General features: G+C 54.1%; 23 protein-coding genes and 1 pseudogene. 15 read left to right on the forward strand and 9 right to left on the reverse strand.

Annotated elements, in window-relative coordinates; all coding sequences use genetic code 11:
* Positions 1-398: 398 nt before the first annotated feature.
* Positions 399-818, reverse strand: a complete 420-nt coding sequence (locus tag ACPOL_RS31075) for a response regulator (protein ID WP_414633411.1) — start codon at positions 816-818, stop codon at positions 399-401.
* Positions 819-1028: 210 nt separating this feature from the next.
* On the opposite strand from ACPOL_RS31075, the gene ACPOL_RS35235 reads away from it, so the two are divergent.
* From ACPOL_RS35235 to ACPOL_RS31095, 4 genes are all read left to right on the forward strand, one after another.
* A complete protein-coding gene (locus tag ACPOL_RS35235) occupies positions 1029-1244 on the forward strand; it encodes a hypothetical protein (RefSeq protein WP_236657604.1) in 216 nt (71 codons plus the stop codon).
* Positions 1245-1330: 86 nt separating this feature from the next.
* Positions 1331-1588 (forward strand): helix-turn-helix domain-containing protein, encoded by a 258-nt coding sequence (locus ACPOL_RS35240; protein WP_236657605.1) that lies wholly within the window; start codon positions 1331-1333, stop codon positions 1586-1588.
* Positions 1589-3927: 2339 nt separating this feature from the next.
* Positions 3928-4062: a hypothetical protein gene (locus ACPOL_RS35245; protein WP_236657617.1), complete on the forward strand. Its 135-nt coding sequence runs from the start codon at positions 3928-3930 to the stop codon at positions 4060-4062.
* A 168-nt stretch (positions 4063-4230) separates the two neighbouring features.
* Positions 4231-4686, forward strand: coding sequence for a sigma factor (locus tag ACPOL_RS31095; protein WP_114211255.1), 456 nt, complete (start codon positions 4231-4233; stop codon positions 4684-4686).
* 875 nt (positions 4687-5561) lie between these two features.
* On the opposite strand, the gene ACPOL_RS31100 is transcribed toward ACPOL_RS31095, so the two are convergent.
* The gene (locus ACPOL_RS31100; protein WP_150133208.1) at positions 5562-5897 is read right to left on the reverse strand and encodes a hypothetical protein; all 336 of its coding nucleotides are present in this window, start codon (positions 5895-5897) and stop codon (positions 5562-5564) included.
* Positions 5898-6772: 875 nt separating this feature from the next.
* Between ACPOL_RS31100 and ACPOL_RS31105 the strand changes: the two genes are divergently transcribed.
* Both ACPOL_RS31105 and ACPOL_RS31110 read left to right on the forward strand, forming a co-directional pair.
* Positions 6773-7354 (forward strand): MmcQ/YjbR family DNA-binding protein, encoded by a 582-nt coding sequence (locus tag ACPOL_RS31105; RefSeq protein ID WP_150133209.1) that lies wholly within the window; start codon positions 6773-6775, stop codon positions 7352-7354.
* A gap of 309 nt (positions 7355-7663) precedes the next feature.
* Positions 7664-7996 carry a hypothetical protein gene (locus ACPOL_RS31110; RefSeq protein WP_114211258.1) on the forward strand — a complete coding sequence of 111 codons (333 nt, stop codon included), beginning with the start codon at positions 7664-7666 and terminating at the stop codon, positions 7994-7996.
* Positions 7997-8176: 180 nt separating this feature from the next.
* On the opposite strand, the gene ACPOL_RS31115 is transcribed toward ACPOL_RS31110, so the two are convergent.
* Positions 8177-9757 (reverse strand): outer membrane protein assembly factor BamB family protein, encoded by a 1581-nt coding sequence (locus tag ACPOL_RS31115; protein ID WP_161557681.1) that lies wholly within the window; start codon positions 9755-9757, stop codon positions 8177-8179.
* Positions 9758-11354: 1597 nt separating this feature from the next.
* Here ACPOL_RS31115 and ACPOL_RS31125 point away from each other — a divergent pair.
* Together ACPOL_RS31125 and ACPOL_RS31135 are read left to right on the forward strand one after the other, a co-directional pair.
* On the forward strand, positions 11355-11798 hold the full coding sequence (locus ACPOL_RS31125) for a hypothetical protein (protein ID WP_114211261.1): 444 nt from the start codon (positions 11355-11357) through the stop codon (positions 11796-11798).
* A 512-nt stretch (positions 11799-12310) separates the two neighbouring features.
* Complete coding sequence (locus ACPOL_RS31135; protein ID WP_114211262.1) at positions 12311-13024, forward strand: Crp/Fnr family transcriptional regulator; 714 nt, start codon at positions 12311-12313, stop codon at positions 13022-13024.
* Between the two features lie 1003 nt (positions 13025-14027).
* Here the strand turns inward: ACPOL_RS31135 and ACPOL_RS31140 are convergent.
* The gene (locus ACPOL_RS31140) at positions 14028-14801 is read right to left on the reverse strand and encodes a Crp/Fnr family transcriptional regulator (protein WP_114211263.1); all 774 of its coding nucleotides are present in this window, start codon (positions 14799-14801) and stop codon (positions 14028-14030) included.
* Between the two features lie 1478 nt (positions 14802-16279).
* On the opposite strand from ACPOL_RS31140, the gene ACPOL_RS31150 reads away from it, so the two are divergent.
* The gene (locus ACPOL_RS31150; protein WP_338026812.1) at positions 16280-16657 is read left to right on the forward strand and encodes a phosphate signaling complex PhoU family protein; all 378 of its coding nucleotides are present in this window, start codon (positions 16280-16282) and stop codon (positions 16655-16657) included.
* A gap of 279 nt (positions 16658-16936) precedes the next feature.
* Positions 16937-17128: a DUF892 family protein gene (locus ACPOL_RS35250; protein ID WP_338026813.1), complete on the forward strand. Its 192-nt coding sequence runs from the start codon at positions 16937-16939 to the stop codon at positions 17126-17128.
* Positions 17129-17542: 414 nt separating this feature from the next.
* Here ACPOL_RS35250 and ACPOL_RS31165 read toward each other — a convergent pair whose 3' ends face one another.
* On the reverse strand, positions 17543-18256 hold the full coding sequence (locus tag ACPOL_RS31165) for a Crp/Fnr family transcriptional regulator (protein ID WP_114211267.1): 714 nt from the start codon (positions 18254-18256) through the stop codon (positions 17543-17545).
* 408 nt (positions 18257-18664) lie between these two features.
* On the opposite strand from ACPOL_RS31165, the gene ACPOL_RS31170 reads away from it, so the two are divergent.
* The 3 genes from ACPOL_RS31170 (at position 18665) to ACPOL_RS35645 (ending at position 19783) form a co-directional block, all read left to right on the forward strand.
* Positions 18665-18910, forward strand: a complete 246-nt coding sequence (locus ACPOL_RS31170; RefSeq protein ID WP_114211268.1) for a hypothetical protein — start codon at positions 18665-18667, stop codon at positions 18908-18910.
* Positions 18911-19110: 200 nt separating this feature from the next.
* Positions 19111-19413: a DUF2252 family protein gene (locus ACPOL_RS35640; protein ID WP_114211269.1), complete on the forward strand. Its 303-nt coding sequence runs from the start codon at positions 19111-19113 to the stop codon at positions 19411-19413.
* A complete protein-coding gene (locus ACPOL_RS35645; RefSeq protein ID WP_150133210.1) occupies positions 19400-19783 on the forward strand; it encodes a DUF2252 family protein in 384 nt (127 codons plus the stop codon). Before ACPOL_RS35640 ends, ACPOL_RS35645 begins: the two co-directional genes overlap by 14 nt.
* Before the next feature lie 504 nt (positions 19784-20287).
* Here ACPOL_RS35645 and ACPOL_RS31185 read toward each other — a convergent pair.
* The 3 genes from ACPOL_RS31185 to ACPOL_RS31195 form a co-directional block, all read right to left on the reverse strand.
* Complete coding sequence (locus ACPOL_RS31185; protein WP_114211271.1) at positions 20288-20800, reverse strand: GNAT family N-acetyltransferase; 513 nt, start codon at positions 20798-20800, stop codon at positions 20288-20290.
* Complete coding sequence (locus tag ACPOL_RS31190) at positions 20797-21075, reverse strand: type II toxin-antitoxin system TacA family antitoxin (protein ID WP_114211272.1); 279 nt, start codon at positions 21073-21075, stop codon at positions 20797-20799. Before ACPOL_RS31190 ends, ACPOL_RS31185 begins: the two co-directional genes overlap by 4 nt.
* Before the next feature lie 245 nt (positions 21076-21320).
* On the reverse strand, positions 21321-22049 hold the full coding sequence (locus ACPOL_RS31195; RefSeq protein ID WP_114211273.1) for a sensor histidine kinase: 729 nt from the start codon (positions 22047-22049) through the stop codon (positions 21321-21323).
* 67 nt (positions 22050-22116) lie between these two features.
* Here ACPOL_RS31195 and ACPOL_RS31200 point away from each other — a divergent pair, with 67 nt between their 5' ends.
* Complete coding sequence (locus tag ACPOL_RS31200) at positions 22117-22347, forward strand: helix-turn-helix domain-containing protein (protein ID WP_114211274.1); 231 nt, start codon at positions 22117-22119, stop codon at positions 22345-22347.
* 719 nt (positions 22348-23066) lie between these two features.
* Here ACPOL_RS31200 and ACPOL_RS31205 read toward each other — a convergent pair.
* Positions 23067-23468: pseudogene (locus ACPOL_RS31205) on the reverse strand (integrase core domain-containing protein); the annotation flags it as partial.
* 159 nt (positions 23469-23627) lie between these two features.
* Here ACPOL_RS31205 and ACPOL_RS31210 point away from each other — a divergent pair.
* Positions 23628-24905 carry an IS110 family RNA-guided transposase gene (locus tag ACPOL_RS31210; RefSeq protein ID WP_114205959.1) on the forward strand — a complete coding sequence of 426 codons (1278 nt, stop codon included), beginning with the start codon at positions 23628-23630 and terminating at the stop codon, positions 24903-24905.
* The last annotated feature ends 72 nt before the right edge of the window (positions 24906-24977 follow it).

Here is a 24977-nt window from a genome sequence, read left to right on the forward strand (position 1 = left end):
CCCACTGATTCCATCGCCTCGGTAGTCGGAGAGATAGCAGGCAAAGGTCCGCCCGTCTACAAGAAAGGCTTCATGCTTACCGGTGGTCGCAATCGTTACGTACGGAAGCCTTAGGCAGATTTTCCTGAGCCTGGCCAGGCGAATCAATCGTAAGTCAACCATCGCCGAAGGCGTCTTCTCTTCCGCGTTTGATGGTTGTGGTTCGGTCGCACTGTGTAGCGTCGTGTGTGCAAAATAGCTCATAGTAAGTCCTGCCTTCCGTCATCAATGCTGTCTGAACCTGCTACCAGTGTCGTTTTATCCATATCGCGGGAGCCTCCGAGTCAATTACCATCCTCGCCTCTGCGCCATCCCGCGACAAGACCCCGCGAGGAGAAGAGCAATTGTCGTGTTCACGGTCACACAGGTATTTGTCCGACTGCTGACTCATTTGCCTTTCCGTTTTCGACTAGACTGCCGATTTCAGCGAGGAGGTCTGCTGGATGTACCGGCTTTGTCAGCAATGCGAAATCATGCCCTTTGTCCCTCGCGGCGCGGAGAAGGTTCGCTGTTTGTGCCTGGCCGGAGAACAGCAGGATCTTGCATCGAGGGCACGCAGCTCTAATGTGGATTGCAAGATCGACTCCCGACATTTCAGGCATCACAACGTCAGAGATGAGCAAATCAGGGGAATCAGCCTCAACTCGGGCCAGAGCTTCAAAAGGGTTCGTAAAGTATGTCGCGGCGTAACCGCTCCGTTTAAGGATCGTTGCCAGCGTGGCCGCGATTACATACTCGTCGTCAACAATAAAAACTCGGACCGGAAGCGAATTGGGCACAAGCATTCCTCTTTCGAAAACGTTATGTGTGGGCGGGAACACGAGGTGGACCATTGCTTGTAAGTTCCCGTTTGTGGCGCATAAGTGCTGTCTAACTTCGTAGCATAGTGAACATGAAACCAGATGTCTGTCATGTAGGCTACAAGGACCTAGGCTTCGGCGGTTGGGACGGAACTCCGCGCTTATGCTATGGAATGGCGAGGAATTGAGATGGCCGCTATTACGATCAAGAACACACTCCTGAAAAGCCTGACTCCTGAGATTATTGCGCGCCTTCATCTACGTCCCGTTGCCTTCGAGCTGGAGCATAAAAGTGAGTTTCCCGGGAGGCCAATTGAACACCTCTTCTTTGTGGCAATGGGAATGGCCTCTATGACCACTACTTTCCGGGACGGGTCGCAGGGTGAAGTTGGGATGTTCGGATAAGAGTCCGTCATTGGTGTGTCCGCCCTGATGGGAACTAAGCACAGCCTCAATCGCGTCTATACCCAAATTGCAGGAAAAGGCTACTCTTGCACAGTCGAGGATGCCAGGAGAGAATTCCGACGGGGCGGCATGTTTCAGGAAATGGCGCTCCGCTATGTCCAGGCGCAGCGTGTCCAAGTCATTCAGTCTGCAATGCAACGCACAACTTTGAGCAAAGGCTTGCCCGATGGTTACTGATCTGCGCGGATCGAGCCCATAGCGACACCTTCGAGATGGCGCGTGAATATCTGGCACAGATGTTGGGAGCGAGCAGGCCAACCGTCTCGATACGGCCTTCATTTTGAAAGGACGGTAGCTCATTGAGTACAACCATGGACTCATCCACATCCTCGACGTTGCCGGACCTTGAAAAGGTGCCATCCAAGCATTTGCCACAGAAACCGCCACGGAAGAGCGCAACCACGTCAGCTTTTTGCGCGGGGCTCGCGCTTCTTGAGCCAGCGCAGCGCGGCGGGGTTGATCCCGGTGAATCGGGATCAGACGACGACCATAATATTGCCCATGGTGCCGTCGAGGCGCTCTGCAACGTTCTGTATTTGATAGAGCAACACATCAACGAACCAGACTCGATCCGGACGCTTCTCAGGCTAGCGGAACCGTCCGTGGAAACGATGAAGCGGGCGGCGGCTTCGGGAATATCAAAACAGGTCGCTCCCAGAGCCTAGCCACGTCTCTCCCGATGGGCAAGTGGCATAGGCTGCACACCCCGTGAAACCTTCACCGACGACACCGCGCCGTCCGAACGCGGTCGCTTTACTCTCCCGCAAAGTCGGGAGGTGAATCTCTATACCTCCGATGGCTCAGTAGCAACGAAGCCAGAGGTGCAGAGCTACACAGTTCAAAATCAAGCGATCCAAAACCCTGTCGCTCCCTCAACAACCGCAGTTCGAGGGCCCAGCCGCGGCCATCGCGCCGCAGCCTCCCCAGCCCGCAATCCGCATTCGCATGGGACGGTAGCAACGAACCCCTCACCTTTAACCATTTCACTAACCTTAGAGCGAAAGGATTTATAAGATGCTCACCATTTCATGTTCCCGGCATCTATGCGGACATGGCGAACACCCAAAATGACATCGTGAACACGCCTGTTTTGCGCCTAAATCGACGACTTTGGAGCGAACAGCAAATGGCGCGCCTGCAACAGTATTTTACACAGACACCGATTCCGGGGACCAATTTGCCGAACTTCACGCGCAAACTCAAAAGGTCCTGCGGAGGATGGAAGGCTGTGCAACCGGAAAGAATTGTTGCAGGAAGTCACCACAGTCGGGTCTGCTACGTACTTTTACCTCTACTCCAACGTAGGAATGCTAATGGTCCACAAACATACTTTAGACGGATTGACAGCTCGGGTGCCCAGCGTAAGCTATTCCAAATGCATTGCTGATTGAGACGGCATATTGCTGTCTCCTATGTGCGGAGCTGAGTGCCGTAACCTCTTCTCGGTCGCGGCACTTGGAGGTACACTCGACCTACCCTAGGCCCCGAAACCGGCTACCTAGAAACTGTGGGACTTTAGAGGAGACCCTACGCACATTAGGAGTAATCAGCAGCATAGCATTTACTTTGCTAAGCAGTTACCTCCACGTTGCCCCCTCCAGTAAGCTGTGACCTAAATCGCTCACACGGTTAGCTAGGACGTCCGTGACAGTGAGTGGCAGTCAGGTACACCGTTCGGCTTCAAGAAGTGCGATTTACTAATCCGGTCGCACTAAAATCGGCACCCCGATATCATCCGTTGCTATCAGCCACTTTCCCTCTACCTTGGAAGCTCAGTCACGACAGCGTATCTATTAAACGGCGCAATCCCGCATGTTTGATCAATATTGACCATTCCTAAGCAGATAGTGGGCGTATAAGGATCACTCTGGGTGAGACAAATTCTTGAAGCAAGAACTTCGATCATCCGTATTTGGTTCTCAAGGGCGCCACGAAGTCTATAGGTCTAAGAACTACTTCGAACACTGAACCGACTTTAATCAATGTCGGATGTCCGACATTCCGCATCCAATAAATGATTAGGAGGTTCGACAATCTGCCCATCCTCATCAGGCGTAACCTGCTACCGTTGATCCAGACGGCGGTTTTTTGCGATCTGAAGCAAAGGCCTGAATCATGTCAATCTCCTCCTTTCTTCGCTTACTTCCAAATCACGGGACGAGTTACTCGGGCACTGCGCTGTCGTGTCGCTACCTATCAAGACTCCACTTTATAATGCAAACAGGGAGCGGGCGTACGCCTACTTCATGACCTCGGGAATGGCTTCCGTGGTCGCTTCCACGCAGAGTGGTGCCATTGTCGAAGTGGGCGTGATTGGGCACGAAGGCATAGTGGGAAGCTTCCACATCCTCAGATCGGCACCGGTTTCAACAGAATCCTTCATTCACCTGGAAGGAACCGGCCTCAAAATTCCCTTGATCGAATTGTGAAAAGCATTTCGTTCCTCCGGAGACACTCGGAACCGTATCCTCGAATTCGTTCAAGAGCAGGCACTCACGATAAGCCAGATTGCAGGCTGCAATCGTCTCCACGAATCCGAACAGCGGTTGGCTCGTTGGCTGCTGAGGCCCAGGATCGCACCGAATCGAGCGCTCTCAACTTTACACAAGAGTTTCTGGCGATGATGTTAAGCGCCCAGCGTACGACGGTCACATTCGTAGCCGGTGCCTTGCAGGAGCGTGGGCTCATCGAGTACTGGAGAGGACACGGTCGAATTCTGGGTCGCGACAAGCTCGAGGTGGCCGCCTGTGACTGTTAACAAATCACCAAAACACTGCATGCCAATCTCTTGCAGAGGGCCGTGCCATACCGCGGGATATGCATGCATGGATGAGACCTTCCACCAAAAAGATAAAACAGGCTGGAGGCTCCGGAGTGTGTCGAACGTCCTTCCGCGCTGTTGCTTCAGAGGTCAGGAAAGGGCCCCATGTTACCGATTATCAAACGATTCCATGACACCGCTGAGAACGACGCGAACCTCTTGCAGGCGGTCCGCCGCAAAGACCAGCAAGCGATGGTCACCATCTTTGACCGCTACGCGTCAGTAGTTTATACAGTGGCTCTTGGAATCATGGAGGATCACGCGGCGGCGGAAGATGTGATGCAGGAGGTCCTTTTTCAGGTTTGGACTGGATCGCAAACTATGAATGCGCACGGCGTTCCATTTGGGGTTTGGCTGGTATGCGTGACTCGCAGTCGGGCTCTTGATGCCTCTCGTAAGTGTCGTCGTTCTATTCCGAGAGAACAAGGGGTCCCGGGGTCAGCGGTGAACCCAGCTGAAGAAGTTGCATATAACTCGCCCGATTTCACGAGTCGGCAGGTCAACAAGAAATCTAGCGCCGTGTTGATCGAACTGGTGACCAATGATGATGCGTCTCGATGAGCGCGTTGGTCTACCTGCTACTGATAGTGTCACTGCTGTTCGGGGTCTACTTCTGACCTTGCCCTCAGAATGCGTACCCCGTATTCGGTAATCAGAACTGGTGGCAGAGTTGCTTGTTTCGAGATATGACGAACCATGCCTTCATAGGGCGCTCTGGCCTTATCTCATTTGGCCCAAGGTCCCGAAGCCGGTGCACTTTAACCTCAACGACCTCTAAGTGAGGGCGACGGCAGCAAAGGCGAAAGGTCAAAGAGCTTCCTCAACTATTCGAGGCGAGTTGAAGGTCAATGGCGTTTAAGCTGCCGATCTCAAATTGCGGCGCTACACTCCAGCGATCTCCCTTAACAATTCATCGAAGCTGGTGGAGCCTTCTTTCGAAGGATTCAGTGGCTTGCCCGGCCAGGTACATAGCTCAACCGGGACAGCATCCCGGATGTTTGATCAATATTGACCATCCCCCAGCAGATTTAGAGCGTACAAAGGTCACTCAGGGGAATGCAGTTCTTAAAGCAATTGATCTACATTGGGTGCGGCAGTTGGAAGATCTGAGTGAACGTAAGGTCCCCGCATCTTCAGGCAACGGAAGACGCGATGGAGCGCCGCGAAACGCTGTTGAATGGTAACCGTTTCGGCAACGTACCAAGTTGTGGTATGAGTGGCGATTTCGCGGAGGAATTTGCTGCACACCACGTGCAAACCGAGAAAACACAGGAATCGACCCGAAGTAAGAGATGAGAGTTCTGAAAGCGAAAGTCAGATCTAAGATGGTCCAGCTCCATAGGTCCCTTCTTCCAACTGCAGCAGATCTCCAGTCTAGATGCGTCAGCGAGTGCGATGTCGGAAGAGAAGATATACTTCCGTTCGTCACTAAGCCCCTAGTGATTGTTTAGTTCACTCGTTGCAGATGGATGGGCGAGAGAGACACCCTCAAAACAGAATGAGGGCTGCGTGACTTTCGGGTCTTTTAAATCCGCATGGCTGGCGGTGCAAGGTAGCTCTTCGTGAGCCCTGCTATGCGGGCCGTCCACAGGTAAATGTGCGTATAAGTGTTGATACTTCGGAAGATAGCTCTGCTTTGGCCTGATGCTGTACACCATCACACGTAGCGTGGCTGTTACGGTTTTATTCGCCTCCTCGATCAATGGCGACAGCCGGTCGGGTTCGGCAATGAAATGAAGCATTCGACCGTAAATGTCGATCAATTTTTCCAAGTGAGGTATCACCTCACTACTGAGCCCTGACGCCGATATCTTTGTAGCCCGCATAGGCACCCGCCGTTGGCGATGGAAGATTGTAGTTGTATGCAATGTCAAGACGTCATGGTAGCCACGTGACAATTGTCCACTCCCACCTCGAGCTACATGCCGTCAACTAGAACCCCGGTGGGAAGCGTTGGGGATCGATGAAAACTGCCATCGGCCCGACAAAGATCAGCAATCTAGATCCCGGACAACAGAGCAAGGAAATAAGTTATGACAAAAGACGCACTCTACTTCCCGAAGCAAACGGGAATGGTCATCTACGACAAGAACTCGTACTTGTGAGTTGGGCATCGTATCTCCGGGCAGAAGCACATACGTCCCCGCTTAGAGAATCCCACAACAAATAAGTTTCTACTGTTCCGTTTTGCTCACACGACGTGCTCAACAATCCTTTTCGAAGGTGCCAGGTCGAGGGTCGTCCCTTGTCCGCCCTTATTCGCGACTAAAGGCTTGATGATGTACCTCGCTGCAGAGGCCTTGCTGTTTCCGGCATCCAACTCGTGATTTGCTCTGGAGGCTTTATGACTGGTGGGGGACGCTGGATATAAGGTGGCGGGTGCGGGTCTGAGACCTGATGAAGATGATGATTCGTCAAATCGGGCTTTACGTTAGAGGAATGTTGCTCTAGCGAGGATAAAGAGAGCACCCGATCGCCGCTGTTTCCCTAGGCAAGCTGAGACACTATTCACCTACGGTTGGCTGTGCGCAGGTTCCGCGTACACAGTCTTACCCTTGTCAGCAGAGATTACGTAAGTGTGTGACGATGCTATATAGGAAACAACCATTGATGCTCAACGGTCATCGACTCCACAGCGGGTGCCGACGTGCGAGCTACAAAGATATCGGCGTTAGACGTCAGCAATATAGTGACACCTCGGTTGATGGGGTTGATCAACATTCACGGTCGGATGCGTCAGTTCGTTGCCGAACCTCACCAACTGTCATTATTGATCGCGGAGGCGGATGAATACGCAAGAGCGACGCTGCGTATGTTGGTGCCAAAGGCTAAGCTCTCTTCTGAAATCATCACCATCTGTTCGGTTCAGACCTGTCTGCAAGCAACCCGCTTATCAAGGTTGACCAAGATCTGCCTTGCACTTCCGGGTGTGCGGATCAAGAACACCGGAGATCACGCTACCTTTCTGGTTAACGGACGGAACTTTGCCCACTATCTTTCCGACTACCAGGGCGATGGGATCATCGGAGTATGCTGCCGGCTCCGTGCTAGAAAGACATCTACTAAACCCCTGCTGAGCACCACCTCGACATGGTTCACTCCAACCAGCGTAGCCTTGATTTCCTGGGTAGGTCTTCGTCTTGACCTCTCAGCCGTGGACTGGGACGAGGTATCTGACCTCATCCAGAGTAGTTACCTCCGCGTTGTGGCCTCGGCCAGCAAGCTGTGACTATGTCGCTTATGATGTTAGCTAGGGTGTCCTGAGAGTGAGGTACACTGTTCCGTCTTCAAGGCGTCCGATCCGGTAGCGGGATCACACTAAATCACTACACCGAGATCAACCGTTGCTATTCGGCCCCTCCCTCCTCGATTCGATCCATTTAGAGAGAAGCCCGCAAGTTCTTCAGCCATAACCATCGGTGTCATCCGAGAACTGGGTTTTCAAGATCTCTCGGCCTCTTGTGCAACAATCGATCGGCCGTACGTTCACTAGATTGACTTCGTTTGCAATAGTCCCACCGAGAGGATGTAATCGCCCATGAGTAGAATTGACGAGCTCAAGCAAGACGTGAGAATTCTGGAAGCCGAGTTCAAGTCTAAACGGGACCAACTCTACGCTGAAGAGTCTGCTCTCTTTTACATCAAGACCGGAGACCTGCTACGACTGGAAGAAGGAACCTACGGTCATTCCAAACAAGCGGTGTACATGGTGACTAGAATCCTTTTCTCCTTGCGTGGAGAGTCGATTCTCTTCGGCCATAAGCGCTTGAAGGACAGAAAGTCATTCCATCACCGGGAGGTAAGGGTCTGTTTAGACTTCGAGGAGCCCACAGTGATTGGACGTGTGGAGGACTGGCGGCGGATTGTGTGACTACGTAGCCGAAGAACACATCTTGCCGTACTTAATCCCAGGGAGCGCCCGAACTCACCCGATGTACATAGCTCACAATGGCTCTCGGCCGGGCCGTCCCTCTCCACTAATGAGGTGTTCGGCGCGCTCGTGTGCATTATCTGCCCGCACAAAGGCACGAAGAACGGATCGTGGATGAGTTTACTGGCCCAACCCATAGACAACTAATTGTCCTGCAGCACCGGTCGTTCCTTTTGGTCCAAAGTTGACTGCGTAGACTTTCCCATTCGCCACAGTCAGGGGAACGAACTTGGCAAACATCCCAACGTCGTCCCTTGAGTCATGCATTTTATCGCTCCAGAGCACCTTGAGCGTATTGGGATCCAGAGCATAGAGCACACCCTCGACTGTAGCTTCCGTGGCATTAGCGTTGTAGGGAGTGGATGCCCAGATGATCGCGTTTGTCGTGCCGTTCGCGGAGACGGACAAGAAGCCGCCGGGCATTGCGCCATTGTCATGGGTTACGGGCGCTGTCATGCTGCTCTCGGCGAACGGACTCGTGTTGAACAAACCGCTCGAGAAATGGAAGCCTCGAAGATAGTCATTCTCGCCCCAAACGTAGACCTTGCCGCTGAAATAAATCGGCGTTCCGTGAATGTGGCTGGATCCCCTGCCGTAGACTGCCTGGAACTCTTGCAGAACCTGGTCCTCGGACGAGTTGAACTTTCCGAGGTTGCTGGTGTTGTCCACATAGATCACGCCAGCCTTACCACCGCCGACGATGTATTCGTCATCGACAAGCAGAATGCCGGACGAGCCAAGGTCCATATCTCCTGAGTTCAGAGATCCGGCATCGTGCGGCGTGAACCAGTCGAGGAGTGTGAGTGTCGGGCTGAGCTTGATGAAACTTTCGCCAGTCTGCTGGACGCCTTTCGGGCTTAAATCGTAGTCGCCATTTCCAACTGAGATGTAGAGGTTTCCCGCCGTATCGATCGCCGGCGCGGAGCCAGCTTGCCAAATGCCGCCCTTGACTCCAGTAGTTGTGGTCATGTAGCTGGCAACGAAGCCAAGATCACTCGCGGAGTAGGCGTAGACCCATCCGTGATAGCCATTGCTTTGATCGTTGTGGCTCGCGAACATAACGTAGATGTTGCCACTGGCAAGCGCTAAGCTGGACCGCTGGTTCTCGCTTTTGGCGAGGAAATTGAAGGTGCCGTCTGCCGTCGTGTAGGGCTCGCTGATGGTCACCGGCGAGTTCAGGAGCTTATTGCCGGAGTGTATGTCGATCGCCTCCAGGTGGTGGCTGTAGGTCTTTGTGGACCCTGAAGTCAGTTCCTCGCCGTGATCGTAATAAAGAATTCCCGAGGCCGGATCGATCACGGGCGTTGAGAGGATCCCCGTCGGTGACGAGGGATTGATATTCGGGTTCTTGGAGTATTGGACGTCTGTCGTTTTGACTGGGGTGCCGTACCGTACATGCCAAAGCTGGGCGCCGGTATCGGCATTCAAGGCGTAAACGCTATTGTTCATGGTTGCAACGAAGACGACATTTCGTGTGACCTCCTCGATTGTCAGGTTAGCCATGTAGAGTGGCTGGGCATAGACCTCGCCGTCAACGTTCACAGTGAAGAGCTTTTTGAGGCCGCCCACGTTCGCGGGAGTGAGGATTGTCTCGTTCAGGTTAGCGCCGCTACGAGCATTGTCGTAGTTGCGCGTGAGTACGTTTTCGGCAAGGCTGACGGTTCCTGTGATGAAGAGAATTAAGCAAGTGATGCGGAGCATTACGTTACCTCGCGCACAGAATGACATCACCATGGGAAATTGATGGACGGCAGCCGATCACTATTACTACTTTCCACTGATAAGTGCAGGATTTCCGGCGGGTCCCGGGTATCTGTAGAAGGCAACATTCGGGCGCAGAGGGTTAAATGAGCGTGCAAGCTGTGAAGCAACCCCGCCGAGGTAGAAGATGATTGCGGTCTCCTCAGCGCGGCTCATACTGTAAGACTGTCTCTTGGTCCGGATTCAGCGATCGAGACGACTAGTGACTCTCATGGCGCCTCTTGCTTCATTCCGGTAAGTACATCGCAGCTTGGATAAGCTTCAGCATTCAATAGATCGGTGCCTCAGGTCGGCCTCTCAATCGTCAGGGTAAATCCTGTGAAGATTGAATCGTGAGAACGGTCCGGCTTTGTCCGATGAGAGAAGACGGGGACGCGATGGTTAGACGTCTAATTAAAATCATTGCCTTCCGCTGGGGTTCGTCAGCACTCTCGGTCAGAGTATCGATTCGACTGTCATCGGTCTGAGCTCAATTGCTCACATTTCTAAAAACATTTGTCTGCTGTATCCGGATGATAGTGCCGCGTCAGGCTGGTCTCAGCTCTTCGGCCTCGATGGAGTGAGCGATTTTAACGTTGTGTATAACGACTTCTCCAGAAGGCACGACCGATACACCGCTTCGTCACATAGCCACCTTGCACGTGGTGCGGGAAGTGACGTTTAGCAAGTGCGCCCAGGGCGCGTTCTTGGCGAGGCAGTGTTAGTCCACTTTGTCGAGGTATCTGCCGCTATCTGTTGATAGTGCATGCAGAAACATTGGCCCTGTGCCCGGCAAAGACTCCAGGCGACAAACTCCGCAGATATGCGATATAGCGCTGCAAGATATAACGCACGGCTCGAGTTAATGCTGGTCAAAAAGCGGCCCTAATTTGTCGATTTTGAAACATCAGCCGCACCAAGTGTACGGATTTGCAAGATGTTCACGGACCCAAAAGGGAGGGATCGAGCAGCGCAGAGCAGAACGCGCAGGGCAAGGAGCCACAGCCGAGCAGCCGTGGTCAGAAATGACCGGACTTCGGACAATCCTAGGTCGTACTCTTCAAAGCACATCCTCGGGCAAAGAAGGGAGGAAAGCCATGCACCGGTCCAGCTCGAACCCCATCAAAGTTTTTGCCCGAAGCTTGAACAAAAACGGAATGGCCGATTCGATCTGCCTCTTCTGCTTTCGATGGTTGCCTCTATGCCGACTGAGCAAGAACTTGAAGCGAAGGAAAACGATCACCTCTGCTGCCAAGCAATGGAAGCTTAAAGCAGACCAAACCCTTTCTTGTCACCGGACATCCATTTTGACACGTGCCATTCCCTGATATTGTGCCGTTCACGAGCGGCTACAGATTGCTCGCGGTTTTAGAAGGCTGAAGAAAATAGGACGCAATGTTCACTATTGACCATACAAGCGCCATAAGCTACATGATAACTTCGCCGGGTAGGTAGGTGGGCGACGCTTGACGATGTCAGAGTAGGCCACTCTGATGTGCGAGATATCTCGTACGCCTCGCCGCGCCAGCCTGCCTACTCTTAGATTAAGGAGTCCACCGTGGGCAAAATTGACAACATGAGGCAGGAAGTAAGGCTGATAAAGGGACAGCTCAAGTTGAAGATGGAGGAGCTCCACGCCGCACAGTCTGCAGAATTTCGCCTGAAGGTCGGAGACCTTCTCTTAAAAAAGGAAGGCGAGTATGGGAATCCAACATGTAAGGTGTACATGATATCAAAGCTGGATTTTCGCACAGACCAAACACCCATAATGTACGGACGACAGCGCTTAAAGGACGGGGTCTCGTTTCACTCGACGGAGACAGTTCTGTGTTTCCGCGCCGACGAGTTGCCGATGGCAATTGGCCATGTGGATCACTGGCAGAAAATCCTTCGAGTAAAGTCTAAGACTTACCGAGGTAGCTGGCTCACGCCCCCGGCTGTACGATCGTCCTATCTGGTGGGAAAGCCTTTCCAGCAGATGAGTAATTCATCTCATCGATAACAATGCGCGACTCAGGCTCCTCTAAGAACCGCCAGGCGACGGGTGTTCTGGTGTCGTATTCTCACCATAGTTGCGCCGGCTTGGAAGTAGAAGGCCGACTGTCGTATGCCTTTCTCGTAAAGTATTAAGACCCTAACCCAACGAAGCCGAGATTCGCCTTGGGGAAGTTGCCGATATTTGGAAAGATGTTGGCTAGCTGAGAGGTCGGCACGCCGCACCAGGAAGCCAGCGTGGCGGCGTATTGCATCGAGAGAGTGGTGGGAACCCATCGGCCGTTGCTGCCGGAGTCGTCCGGTCCCCCCCGAGAGCGAGAGTGGGCATGGTTCCGTAGACCTTTTCGCCTTTCACGGCGCCCCCAAGGACGAAGAGATTGCTTCCCAGGCGTGATCGCTCCCGTTGTTCCCGTTCGGTTGATAGGGCCGGTTGAAGTCCGACATGATGAAGGTCGTCACTTGGTTGGCCACTCCTAAGACAAACTCCACGCTTATGCTATGGAATGACGGGGAATCGAGATGTCCACTGTTACGTTCAAGAACACACTCCTAAAAAGCCTGGCTCCTGAGATCATTGCGCGCCTTCATCTCCGTCCCGTCACATTCGAATTGGAGCATGAAATCGAATATCCCGGCAGGTCGATTGAACACCTCTTCTTCGTAGAGGAGGGAATGGCCTCAATGACCACTACCTTTCAGAATGGCTCCCAGGTTGAAGTTGGGATGTTCGGATACGAGTCGGTCATCGGTGTGTCCGCCCTGATGGGAACCAAGCAGAGCCTCAACCGTGTCTACACGCAAATTGCAGGAAAAGGCTACTCGTGCACCATTGAGGTTGCGAGAAGAGAATTCCGGCTGGGCGGTGCTTTCCAGGAGATGGCGCTGCGCTATGTTCAGGCCCAGCTTGTGCAGGTCATTCAGTCTGCCGGCTGCAACGCAACGCACAACCTTGAGCAAAGGCTCGCCCGATGGTTACTGATCTGTGCAGATCGAGCCCATAGCGACACCTTCGAGATGTCGCATGAATATCTGGCCCAAATGTTGGGAGCGAGCAGGCCGACTGTCTCGACGACGGCCTTCATTTTGAAAGGACGTCACCTCATCGAGTACAACTATGGACTGATCCGCATCCTCGACGTTTCCGGCCTCGAAAATGTGGCTTGTGAGTGCTACCAGGTCATCAAGGAGCACCTCAATAACTACGCCGAGTTTGAAAGCGGTATCACAGCATAGGTTCATCGGCTTCATGAATATGCTCACAATGAGACACTAGTGCCTGTTTGCCGGGATGCGCCTTTCGCGCCTTTAATCTCCACCGTTTCTCCGAGAGGCAAAAAGGAAACGACCTTGGGCCGTTGGCGCGACGGAATGTCAGCAGAATATTGATGGGGTACGCGACACCATCGGTTCGATCTAACCCCGGAGGAAGACTACATGCACAATTTGTTTCGGCCATGGGGTTGACGGTTGTCCTGCCTCAATTCCAACGGAGACAGTTCCCTACCCAATTACCCAATGGACTAAGAACAAGAGCAACTGCCCGGATAAGAAAAGGCGCGGTATGTGAAGCAGACTGGCCTCTGGCCGCCTTGCTAGAGTGGGCCCCGGGCCAAGGCATGTCTGAGGGACAGCCACAACCTTTCCGCTTCAAAGGGGAGAAAACATCGTGCAGAAGACGGCGAAAGTCGAAAGTCACCCATTCGAGAGCTTGCGCCAGAGACTTGCCTACCCGACTTTGGGCGCTTTGAAGGTGCCAGCTTAGACGCGAAATGCAGCAAAGATTTGCAGCACTTAAATAGCACTTGCTAAGACGAGTGAACCAAGGAGTCTTCAGCTTTGGGACGAAAGTGTCTGCGGCCGAGTCTGTACCATGACCCTGGCATGTAAGGACTGACCATTTCTACGTCCTTACCTCGCTGAAAGCTGGTCAATATTGACCAGTCGGTTCGGATCTCGACACTTGAGGTCGTCTGCAAAAGTGCTGTTCCTGGTGAACAACCTTTTGACTTTCCTTAGCAGTTACTTGGTACCACAATTGCCGAAGCAAAAGCGCAGGCTCCATTTCACCTGAAGACCTTAGGCCTCATAGAATGAGGTATTTCACGGAGGGACGTATGCACAAACTCAAGAAATTACAGAGGCCCTTAACTTTTGAGTGCAGGGTTGCACAACGCTACCTTTGTGTAAGTTGTGTCAACCAATAAGTGGCACCTGCTGACAGGCTAATCGGCAGGCGTTAAGAGCGCGAAATGGCACGAAGGGACTTTGCCCGGTGTCTTGCCGCCTCGGATTCGTCCCTGCCTTCGTCCAGAAGAGAGGCGTTCTGAAAGTTTGCTCCGGAAACCTGGTCGTGCAGAATCACGTTGAGCAAAGCCCTGTGAACGTAAATGCGCTCCTTGTATTCGACATATCCCAGCTTGCGGAAGCGATTCATGAAAAAACTCACGCGCGGCCGGGTCGTTCCAATCATTTCGGCCAGGGCTTGCTGCGTAATCGGCGGAATGAGTGTTTTGTCGTCGGCGACTTCTCCCGGCTGCCCGAACTCGGCCATCAACAACAGAACTCTTGCCAGACGCTTTTCACTGGAATTAAAAAGTTGGTCAACAAGGTCGGCTTGGGTTCGCATACTGCGGACCAGCAGAGAAGCTATAAACAGATCGGAGAAGGCACGTTGCTCATGCAGAACGCGGATTATCTCCTTTCTTTCCATCTTGAGTGCGCTACACCCGGTGACAGCTGTCGCTGTCGCCAGATGCGGCCCGGCAGCCGCCGCAATGCATGCCTCTCCAATGAAGTCGCCGGCCGTGAAAACGGTGATCGTGGCTTCTTTTCCGGCTGCGGAAACAATCGTGAGCCTGGCCCGGCCCTTTTGAAGGTAAAAGACCGAATCGCAGCGGCTTCCCTGCGAAAACAAGACATGGCCTTCCATGAATCGCACAATCTTGCGGCCGACTCCGGCAGTGGCAAGGTAGGCTTCGGGGTCAAATGCAGTTTGGGCCGGATTCTTCATGAATCCCTTCCACACCCTCTCTCACGGTGTACCTCGCAAGCTTAGACTATGTCGGGTAGGAAACAAAGCTCTTACGGCCGCTAAACTAAGGAAGGTACAGTAGTCCTGGTCTCTAGTTCATGCCTCACTTTGGGTTGTTGATGGGGATCACAGTCGCCAGGTTGGTCCGGGAAGTGCTGTCGCGCATGAGGCGTTCAGACGTAAGCTTTGGCTCTTCTACGTGCCAGATTTATCCGGTAGTTTGATGGAGTATCTACCCATGCGAAGACCTTATTCCCCAGATTTCCATCATCGTTTCACGAATAACAGAACGATGAAATCCATCTGTCTCTATTGCTTTGAGACCGTTGCTACCGCTTGCTCCGAAACGGATCTCGTCGAGGCAGAGGAGCGCCATAAATGTTGGCAACGCCAGGAAGCACTGACTCAGACAAAGCCAGTGACGCTCTTGTCCAGTCCGGCCGGCTCTCCGGCGCATCGCTCGATGCACTGGCGGAACATGGTCGACGACCACAACGGCTTCGGTTCATGGTTTTGAACGAAATACATTCCGGACTACAAGGATCTTTTTCCGCTTGCATGCGAAAACGATGCTATTCGACTATAAGCGCTTGAGGATGAAAAGTTCTTTCCACCACCGGGAAGGCGCGATCTGTTTAGACTTCGACAGAGATCACCGACGACGACGTTCCGTTTTGAGGGACTGAGAAGCTGCTCAGTCTCTTGCAGGTGACAGTCCTGCTGCAGGAGTAGTCGGTTCGTTGCCTGCGTGGCTATGCGGGAACAATGCATTCGACAAGGTGAGTACTCCAGCGAAAGCTATACCTGGCAGCCAAAGCGAATCCGAAGCGTAAGTTCGGAGTAGGACGGTGTGCAGGGAAGATGTGTTCCGGCGCGCCTACGCTCGGGAGGCCCAACAAAGGTGCTCTGGCATCGACCAACAGTCCTGCCTTGTGTTCAATGGCTTGCGCGGGTCAAGTCTCATTCAGAATCGGCCTACATGTTCAGGAACAAAATGGATGTACCGCATGAACAATGTCTTTTGTCATGCATGACTGACAACGTAGAGTGCGCTATGCCGGCCCTCGTTCCCCGTCCCGCCGCCTCCCTGCCCTCCATCTTTTTCGCGCGAGGCGGGGGGAGTTGGTGTGAGCACCTCAGTACATCCGATGGCGGAGCTAACCCCTAAATTATTGGTTGGGCAGGTGGGCCGGAATATTTTGACGATCTCAAGAACCGGTGATTTTGGTGTGCGGGCAGCCCTTGGCAGTGTCGCCCCCCAACGTCTTCCTGCCTTGTACCCCTGGCATGGCTGAAGCAGGTGCTAATCAAGGAGTCAGGTTGAATGGAAATTTCCAAAGTCCCGTTTTGCGCAATCACGAGTTCAACCAGGTGCTCAACGAGCGCGGTATCACACCCTCGATGAGCCGCAGGGGCAACTGCTGGGACATGTTCGCGACAACGAGGCCGCGATCAACCTGGCCCACCGTGAAGTCGACGAAATGGCGTACGAGTTACTAGCCAAAGAACAGCCGATGGCGGTCGATCTACGTTTCATTCTGTCGGTAATCAAGATCAACAGCGATCTCGAGCGGATCGGCGATCAGTCCATGGGCATCGCGCGCCGCACGCTTGATCTATTGGCGTATGACAATGCAGAGTTGCCGGTGGATGTGGCGGGGATGGGCGAGGGGGCCTCGCGGATGATGGTTCGCACTGCCGTCCAGGATTCTCTTCGGCAGAAGCTGCAAGAGGCAGCGGATTTGTGTGGCCGGCTGCTGGCGCATCTGGAAGAAATTCCCGCAACCTCGCTCGTCTCGGCTCCCACAGCTGAGCTGTCAAAGCAGCGGCCCTGAGAGTTTCCATGGAGCGTACTGTAATCGAGAGGTACGTCTTAATCGCTTCGGGATAGTCCAAGTCTTTCTCAATGAAGTAGAGGATGTTGCTAAGAACTTCCACCGCATAGGCTATTTCTCGCGGTGTCGGGGTTCGTTTCGGGCCGTCATTTTCATTTTTGGGCATAGTGGCTCAATTGATCCTGATAACAAATTGCGCAATTTGCGTTCAGGGCGACCCAAGAGGGCACCGAAGCGCTCGAAAAGGATGAAGAGGGAGCTTCCTTCGACTCAGGCATTATTGGGGCCGCCTTTAGGACCGAGCACTACGAGATTGCGGGGTACCAGGCAGCTATCGCGATGGCCGAGGCACTTGGTATGGAGGAGGCCGTCGAGCTCCTGACTTTGACCTTGGAGGCAGAGGGTTCCGCCCAACACGCCCGAAGAGCCAAAATCAGGCAAAGAGAAATCCTCCGAGAAGAAGAGCGTTGAGGACGAAAAGAGTGCCGCTGCTGACCTCAAAAAGCGTAAAGCCTCCTAAACCGACTACCGGCCCATAGGCGATGTGGGCCGATGATCGGCGGCGCGTTTGAGAAGATTACCGAGGCCCACCTTACGACAGGTCATAGTGGTTGTGTGAGAGTGGCTCCGCCCGAGAAAATATAAACTTGTATCTTTGTCGTTCTCAGAACAGACTAATAATAAGCAATGCGACATTATTGCTTATGCCACCGACTCCATCACCGCTCGTTATCGAAGCGCAAAGACTCGATGGCGGCGTCATTGTCACCTTCGATGATGGCCGATGCGCAGTCTATTCGGCCATTCTTCTTTACGCCACATTACCTCAAGCTCAAGAAGTCCTAGAATGCGACTGGAAAGAAGACTACTTGACGCTTTCTAAGCCTATGCGGTGATGCCGCTTTCGAATTCGGCGTAGTTATTGAGGTGCTCCTTGATGACCTGATAGCACTCGCACGCCACCTTTTCAAGTCCGGAAACGTCGAGGATGCGGATCACTCCATGGTTGTACTCGATGAGGTGACGTCCTTTCAAAATGAAGGCCGTCGTCGAGACAGTCGGCCTGCTCGCTCCCAACATTTGGGCCAGATACTCATGCGACATCTCGAAGGTGTCGCTATGGGCTCGATCTGCACAGATCAGTAACCATCGGGCGAGCCTTTGCTCAAGGTTGTGCGTTGCGTTGCAGCCGGCAGACTGAATGACCTGCACAAGCTGAGCCTGAACATAGCGCAGCGCCATCTCCTGGAAAACGCCGCCCAGCCGGAATTCTCTTCTCGCAACCTCAATGGTGCACGAGTAGCCTTTTCCTGCAATTTGCGTGTAGACACGGTTGAGGCTCTGCTTGGTTCCCATCAGGGCGGACACACCGATGACCGACTCGTATCCGAACATCCCGACTTCAACCTGGGAGCCATTCTGAAAGGTAGTGGTCATTGAGGCCATTCCCTCCTCTACGAAGAAGAGGTGTTCAATCGACCTGCCGGGATATTCAATTTCATGCTCCAATTCGAATGTGACGGGACGGAGATGAAGGCGCGCAATGATCTCAGGAGCCAGGCTTTTTAGGAGTGTGTTCTTGAACGTAACAGTGGACATCTCGATTCCTCGCCTTCCAGAGATTAAGCGCGCACCTCAACCGCCGAAACCTAGCTTCCCTGTAGCCTACCTGACAGACATCTGATTCCACGTTCACTATGCTGCAAAGTTAGACGCAGAATTCCGGCTACAGAGCAAGGTGAGACTAAAGTAGCACCAAAGCGTACAGAGGCCAATCATGTCGTGTGAACGCTATCGTCAGCTAGGTTCATCTCTGCGTAGTTCTCAAAAGCGGTTTACGCAGCTGGCCTATCAAAAGGATCCTTCCGACCCCGGTATGGCGGCCTCCGACGCAAAACGACGCGAAACCCGTGCAGAACTGAACAACGTCGGATCGCTGTCCGAATATATGCGAAGACATCGGCAGACGTGTCCTGCATGCCAATTAGAGGCAGCCCCTTGAGGGGAATGGTGCTCAACTCTTGGGTGATTGCGAACTGGTTGCAACAGTCTCTACTGACGATGTCTTTCCTCGTTGTTATCGCCGCAATCCTCTACGTAACCGAGAGGATGAAGATATGGTCGCTCCGTCCTGGAGAAAATCGGCCTAAACCACAAGCCGATGCATTAGTGGCAGAACCTATTGATGACCGGCTGCTGGGCATCAATCAAAGGAACGCAATGAATGAGGAAGAGGAGACCGCAGCTCCATGAATCGACGTTGTTTTTAGGTTTACTCGCCGGATCCGCAGCCTGGCTGCTGGCGTGGAGAAACAGTAATCCTTCACGCGAAATAGTCCCTGTCGAAGAGGCTGCAGCTAAGCTGCAGCGGGCCTGGGCAGATCATCGCACCACAGCTTGAACAGTTAGCTGGAAGTATCAAGAATCAACGAACTAGCGGGAGAGATAAAGAGATGTCTTCAAGAAAAGCTCCCGTGAAACCGGGCGATAGAATGCGCGTCCTTGAGGGGCGTCGGCAGGCAAAGATGTCCGAGTCAGCGCACGCTTATGTGCGGGGCAATACCCTTCAGTTCTATCAGTGGCTGGATTTGAATTCCGCACAGAGCGTACCGGAAGGTCCCCCCGTATGGATATGCGGTGATTGTCATGTCGGCAACGTAGGTCCGCTCGCGGACTCAGAGGGTAAAGTCGAAATCCAAATTCGCGATCTCGATCAGACAGTGATCGGTTGGGATCACCGCCGTGAAGATACTTGAGCAAATGATCGACGGGTATGAGCAGGCGCTGGTAGTCCCCAAAAAGACCGCAGTTGTGGAGGGCGAGGATCTTGGCCCCATACGGGCTGTGCTCAATCAGTCTCGTAATCGTCGCTGGCATCACCTTGCGGAAGAACGTATTAAAGATGTCACTCCCCAGATCCCGCTCGGAGAGAAGTTCTGGGCTCTTCGAGAAGAGGAACGTGCTGAAATAGATGAGTTGTTTCAGGATGAGGCCATTGCAACCAAAGTAACCTCCTTCAAAGGCCGCGATTCGGAGGCGAAACTGAGAGTCTTGGACGCTGCCTACTGGATGAAGGGGTGCAGTTCATTGGGTCGCTTACGTTATGCGGTATACCCGTCGCGGTAGTCGTTCTTGTTGGACTTCACAAAGGCCGCACATATTCAGCCGGCTGAGCTTGACATCGTGCCTTGCGCTTGCGCGTTGGGACAGGCAGTGCATTTGCGAGCAAATGGCCTTTGCAAACCCCTCGGTGAGTCACGTAGAGTCTGAGCCGCCTGAATCAGTCGGCACAGTCACGATAGGAAGCCAAATCTGGGGCACTCTAACACGACCGACTTTGAGCCATCGAGTACAGTATCAGCCCGTCGTTTGTATCAAGATGACAAGATGATGGAATGAGGAATAAATCAACAGGGCCTACGGCCGAAGATAGGGCTATCGTTGCCAGAGTTACGAAAGAAATGGCGGAACCAACCAATACGCAGAAGGAAGCAATCGATTGGGCGAAGAAGCAAAGCCACTCGCCTCATGTCGCGTGTGTCGCCACCTAAATAACAAAAAGAACCCCGACCATTGGCGCGCCGCCTGACGCTGCCGCCCTGATTTAGGCCTATCGTGCGAAAAGCCTCTTCATGCAGGGCCCAAGAGAATTTTGGCCGCCGTTGCAAGAGGCAGGAACAACGTACGTGGCTGGCTGGCGAACCGCAGGAAGCCGTGATGCTGGTAAAAGGCGGAAGCGTTGTCATCCTTAGCGTCAACGACCAGGGCATAGGCGGCCGGCGGCGCGTCAAGGGTCCGCTGTGCGGCATCGGCAAGCAGCGCAGCGCCCAGGCCTCGGCGCTGGTGCTTTTGATCGACGGCTAGACGGCCAATGCGGACGGCCGGGATGGATGGATAGCGCGGTAGGCGCTTGGTCACTTCTGCCGGCAGGTCCGGGGTGGGAATGCTGGTTGCCGCGATGGTGTAGTAACCGGCGAGAGCACCGGTAGCAGCGTCGATCGCTACGAAGCAGTTGGCGATGTGCCGGCGGATATCCTGCGTCACCTGCGACTGAAAATAGCGGTCGAGTGCCTCCTCGCCGCAGGCGAAGCCGGAGCGGTCTTGCACCTCGGAAAGCGGCTCAAGACGAAAAGGAGCGGTCACACGCCGAACAATTCACGGCGGCGCTGAACGGCCCGCCGCAACGCGGCGTTAGGCGCGGGCGGCTGCAAGAGAGCCTCCGCAAACTGGCGCTGATCCTCGGCGGACAGGCGAAAAACCTCAGCCTCTTCGATGGTTCGGCAGGCCGCTTCGCGTGCCGATGAAACGACGAAATCGGTCAGGGTGCGTCCCTCGATCTCCGCCGCGCGCTTCAGCATCGCGTGAATGTCAGCCGGGAGGCGCGCTTCGAGACGTGCGGTATCAGGAGTCTGTGCCATAAAATTAGCATACGGCCATTTGCCGTACAAGTCAATAACATACTGGGAACATGAAAGCTACTGTCCAAGCGGGGATCGGGGCTTCATGCAAATTCAATGGACAATAGCTCGTCAGACGAACGTCGCGCCACGGACCAGGGGAACATACGTGATTAAGGTTAAGCTGGGTGGGGTTACCGGAGCCGTTGCTCCCTTGATTGGACAACAGCCACCAGACTTCCATGGTTGCGGTTTCGGCGGGAACCTTAAGCCGGAATAGAGATTTTGAAGATAGTTCCGCTTCTGCCCGGCCGAGCACTGCTCCTCACTTTTATCGTTCCGCGATGGCGTTCAACAATCCTTTTCGAGAGCGCCAGGCCCAGGCCCGTGCCTTGTCCGCCCTTAGTTGAGAAGAAAGGCTTGAAGATGTTTTTCACGTGCTCATGGGGGATGCCGTGTCCATTATCCGCGATGACAAGGTGGACCTCCTCCTGCCTCTGCCTGCATCGGAGACACAGAGTGCCGTCTGGCTGAAGAGCATCGAGAGCATTGTGAATGAGGTTGGAGAGAACCTGGAGTATCTCCCCGGTATAAACGGGGGCAGCGACATCCCCGGGAAGATCTTTAAGCAACCTCACCTGCTTGGCCTCGATCGTTCGCTGATGGATGCGGAGCGCAGCCTCTGCTAATACGACCAGATTTACTGAGCGGGGATTCATGGGCGCTTTTGCAAAGCTAAGGGTACTGTTTGCAATGTCGAGAGCGATGGCCATTTGTTCCTCGGCCAGCGCCGTGTACCTGCGAACCTGATCTGGGTTATTGGCCTCTAAGGAGGCCAAGTACGTCAGGTTCCTCAGAGCTTCGAGAGGGTTTCTGATGTCGTGCATGACTTCGAGCGCAAGCATTCCCGCCGTAGCCCGTTCCTCGGACTTCCGCAAAGCCTCAGTGGCTAATGCCAGCTTGGCTTCCAGATCGGCAATCGTGATGTCATCCATAGCGCTCTCTAGTGGGATGCGCTGGAGAGAACGCCGTATAAAGGCGATACGAACCGAAGGAAGCTGGGTGCTCAGCGTTACGACCGTTACCTCGGTTGCCGCCGGCTTACAGGAACGGAGACTGATTGAATACCGGGGCGGCCACGTCCGGATTCTCGATCGCGAAAAGCTCGAGGCCGCCGTCTGCGACTGCTACCAGATCACCAAACAACTACACGCAAATCTCTACAAGAAATTAGTACCGGATTGCGCGAACAGCTTACACGGTGACGCCGTCGATACACTCAGCGTTTCTTAGAGCACAATGAGACACTCTGCCGAATGGCTGGCGCAAACTACTGTCGAGCGCCTTTAGGAAGGCCGGAGAGTTAGCTGGCATCGCTCGCGATTCTCATGGTCAACCTCTGCGTTTTTTCCTTCTGTAGGCGTCCTGGCGTCCTGACAATTTGCGGGAGTAAACCCGGAGAATTAATCCACGTAAAACACGTGAACTGTTGCGTAAATTTGCTTGTCGATGGTGTGAGAGAAACGGGAGTGATGCCACAACAGAGTAGCGATTTTTACTATGGATAGGCAGGGTCCGGCCGATGCCAGTGCGATTCTCCTTCTCGGCCGACAAGCCAGGGAAATCGCGAAAACCCAGCTCCCCTGCTCCATCGTTCTAACGAGCCCCAGACACTGGGTCCTAGGCGCGTTCCCTAGTGTAGACGCTAGTACAGTACTCTCAGTTGTCCGTCCTGCGGCTGCGAATCTTCGCCACGCGCCAAGGTAGCCAGTGAGGATTTTCCCACATAATCCCGCCGATGGCTCCTACGGCTAAGGAAGCGTCTGTGCGTAAACTTCTGCTACACCCTCGACCGGTGGACGCCGGTTTATCTCTCCGCCGTCGTGCCGCTTGCCAGAGGCTCTGCCGAGCATTGACCCGCCCCGGGAAACTGAGCCGCAGGAGGTTGGAAAATTTGGCCTGCGTGGTTCGATTCGTGCCGGATTTACCGGCAGATTTGCAGTTAATGTAACTCAAGTGATGGTCTCCAGCAACAGGCTTGAAGACGGATCTCTTTTCAGAGAAAACCCAGCCGCAGCCGTGCGGAGGGAAAGTGGGAAACGCGCAGCGTTTTCCAAGGCGGTTCCATCGCCATCTTTTCCTCCGCTGCATATGGTTGCGAACTCGTTCGGTGTCCGATCGGCCAGTGCCGAGTGTGGACGGCGGTGGTTGTAGTCATGGCACCATAAGCCCAGCTTGCGGCGAGCATCAGCCAGGGTGAAGAAGACTTCCACGTTCAGGCACTCATCGCGCAGCTTTCCGTTAAACGATTCAATGTAGCCATTTTCAACCGACTTGCCAGGTCGGATGAAGTCCAGATGCACTCCATTCTTGTAGGCCCACAGGTCCATCGCCTTCGAGGCGAACTCCGTCCCGTAGCACCACACGAAGCACTTGGAAGGAAGAGGTTGAGGAAGGCAGGAAGTCAGGTTTGGGGAGCGTAGCGACCGAGATCCGACTTCCTGGGCCATGGCTGGCCGTAGGTCTCCTAAGCTGAACGTATGCCTACTTTCACTTTTAGGAGAGAACCAACCATGTCCCTTGTCCAGCCTACTCAACCGTCCACCGTTCTGGTAGCGATCGATATTGCCAAGCTCCGTCACGATGTCCTGATCGAAGCTCCGGGATGGAAGAGCCGCAAGCGCCTGATCCTGCCCAACACCGCAGTCGAGTTCCGACTGTTTGCCGACTTTCTTCATGGCTTGAAGCACCCGGTGCGCATCGTCTTCGAGGCCACTGGGAACTACCATAGGCCGCTGGCGCACTTTCTGCAGGCCGAGGGTTTCCATCTGGAGCTGATCGCGTCCCTCGCTGTGGCGCGAACCCGCGAAGCCATGCATAACTCCTGGGACAAGAACGATCCGAAGGACGCCCAGGTCCTGCTCCATCTGCTCAAGACCGGCGTGACTCAGCACTACCATGACCCGCTCGTGAACCAGATCCATGACTTTCAGGAGCTGTCGCTCACCTATGCGCAGATCTCTCTTGAGAAGACCCGGACCCAGCATCGGCTCTTGACCCATTACCTGCCGCTCTACTTTCCGGAGATAGAGCGGTATTATCATGCCACGCGTTCTGAGTGGCTTCTCGCGTTCCTTCAGGTCTTCCCCACGCCTGCCCTGATTGCACGCCTCTCGATGGAAGACTTCGTTCAGCAAGCGTGGACGGTCGTCGGACGCAAGGTAAGTAAACAGCGGCTGCTAGAGGATATTTACCGCACGGCCCAGTCCTCCATCGGGATCCCCGTTGCTGAGGACTCAGAGGCCGTTGCGATGTTCCGCGTCGTACTCGGCGAGATGATCCGACTCTGCCAGCTCCGCGATCAACTGGAACAACGAGCTGCGCTTCACCTGAAGGAAAACGTCGACTTCAGGCGTCTCCAGCAGATGCCAGGCATCGGCCCTATCCTGGCGCTCACGATCCTGGCCGAAGCCGGCGACCTGCGCCGCTTCAATCACCATCGTCAGTTCCTCAAGTTCTGTGGCCTCGATCTCTCGACTCAGCAGTCGGGCCAGTTTCGAGGAGCGACCAAGCTGTCGAAATACGGCAACGCACGGCTTCGCTGCGCCTTCTGGATGGCCGCCACTGTGGCTGTGAGGCTGCGAGAGAACAGCTTCCGAGACAAGTTCGAACGATATCTCCGGCGTGATCCTGCCAGTGCCGACCGCAAGCGTATGGCGTATGTCGCCGTCGCCGCCAAGATGGCTCGCGTGGCTCATGGGATCATCAAGACCGGTACCGACTTCCGCTGCTTCTATGAGGCAGCGGCACCAAGTGGAAGAGCCGCTTCACCTGGGCCGTCGAGGCCGTAAGGACCTCGTAGATAATGATTCGGCCTTTCACTTGGTTGAGACTTCATTTTGAGTACAGTGGAGACTGCGCTC

This window comes from Acidisarcina polymorpha, assembly GCF_003330725.1.
GTDB classification, from domain to species: Bacteria; Acidobacteriota; Terriglobia; order Terriglobales; family Acidobacteriaceae; genus Acidisarcina; species Acidisarcina polymorpha.

Excerpts from the sequence above, each read along its gene's own strand:
- ACPOL_RS35245 (WP_236657617.1), top strand. The coding sequence starts at position 3,928 with ATGTTAAGCGCCCAGCGTACGACGGTCACATTCGTAGCCGGTGCCTTG.
- ACPOL_RS31140 (WP_114211263.1), bottom strand. The coding sequence starts at position 14,801 with ATGAAGAATCCGGCCCAAACTGCATTTGACCCCGAAGCCTACCTTGCC.
- ACPOL_RS31170 (WP_114211268.1), top strand. The coding sequence starts at position 18,665 with ATGGTGCTCAACTCTTGGGTGATTGCGAACTGGTTGCAACAGTCTCTA.
- ACPOL_RS31135 (WP_114211262.1), top strand. The coding sequence starts at position 12,311 with ATGTCCACTGTTACGTTCAAGAACACACTCCTAAAAAGCCTGGCTCCT.
- ACPOL_RS31095 (WP_114211255.1), top strand. The coding sequence starts at position 4,231 with ATGTTACCGATTATCAAACGATTCCATGACACCGCTGAGAACGACGCG.
- ACPOL_RS31110 (WP_114211258.1), top strand. The coding sequence starts at position 7,664 with ATGAGTAGAATTGACGAGCTCAAGCAAGACGTGAGAATTCTGGAAGCC.
- ACPOL_RS31195 (WP_114211273.1), bottom strand. The coding sequence starts at position 22,049 with ATGGATGACATCACGATTGCCGATCTGGAAGCCAAGCTGGCATTAGCC.
- ACPOL_RS31165 (WP_114211267.1), bottom strand. The coding sequence starts at position 18,256 with ATGTCCACTGTTACGTTCAAGAACACACTCCTAAAAAGCCTGGCTCCT.
- ACPOL_RS31115 (WP_161557681.1), bottom strand. The coding sequence starts at position 9,757 with ATGCTCCGCATCACTTGCTTAATTCTCTTCATCACAGGAACCGTCAGC.
- ACPOL_RS35235 (WP_236657604.1), top strand. The coding sequence starts at position 1,029 with ATGGCCGCTATTACGATCAAGAACACACTCCTGAAAAGCCTGACTCCT.
- ACPOL_RS35640 (WP_114211269.1), top strand. The coding sequence starts at position 19,111 with ATGTCTTCAAGAAAAGCTCCCGTGAAACCGGGCGATAGAATGCGCGTC.
- ACPOL_RS31190 (WP_114211272.1), bottom strand. The coding sequence starts at position 21,075 with ATGGCACAGACTCCTGATACCGCACGTCTCGAAGCGCGCCTCCCGGCT.
- ACPOL_RS31210 (WP_114205959.1), top strand. The coding sequence starts at position 23,628 with ATGTCCCTTGTCCAGCCTACTCAACCGTCCACCGTTCTGGTAGCGATC.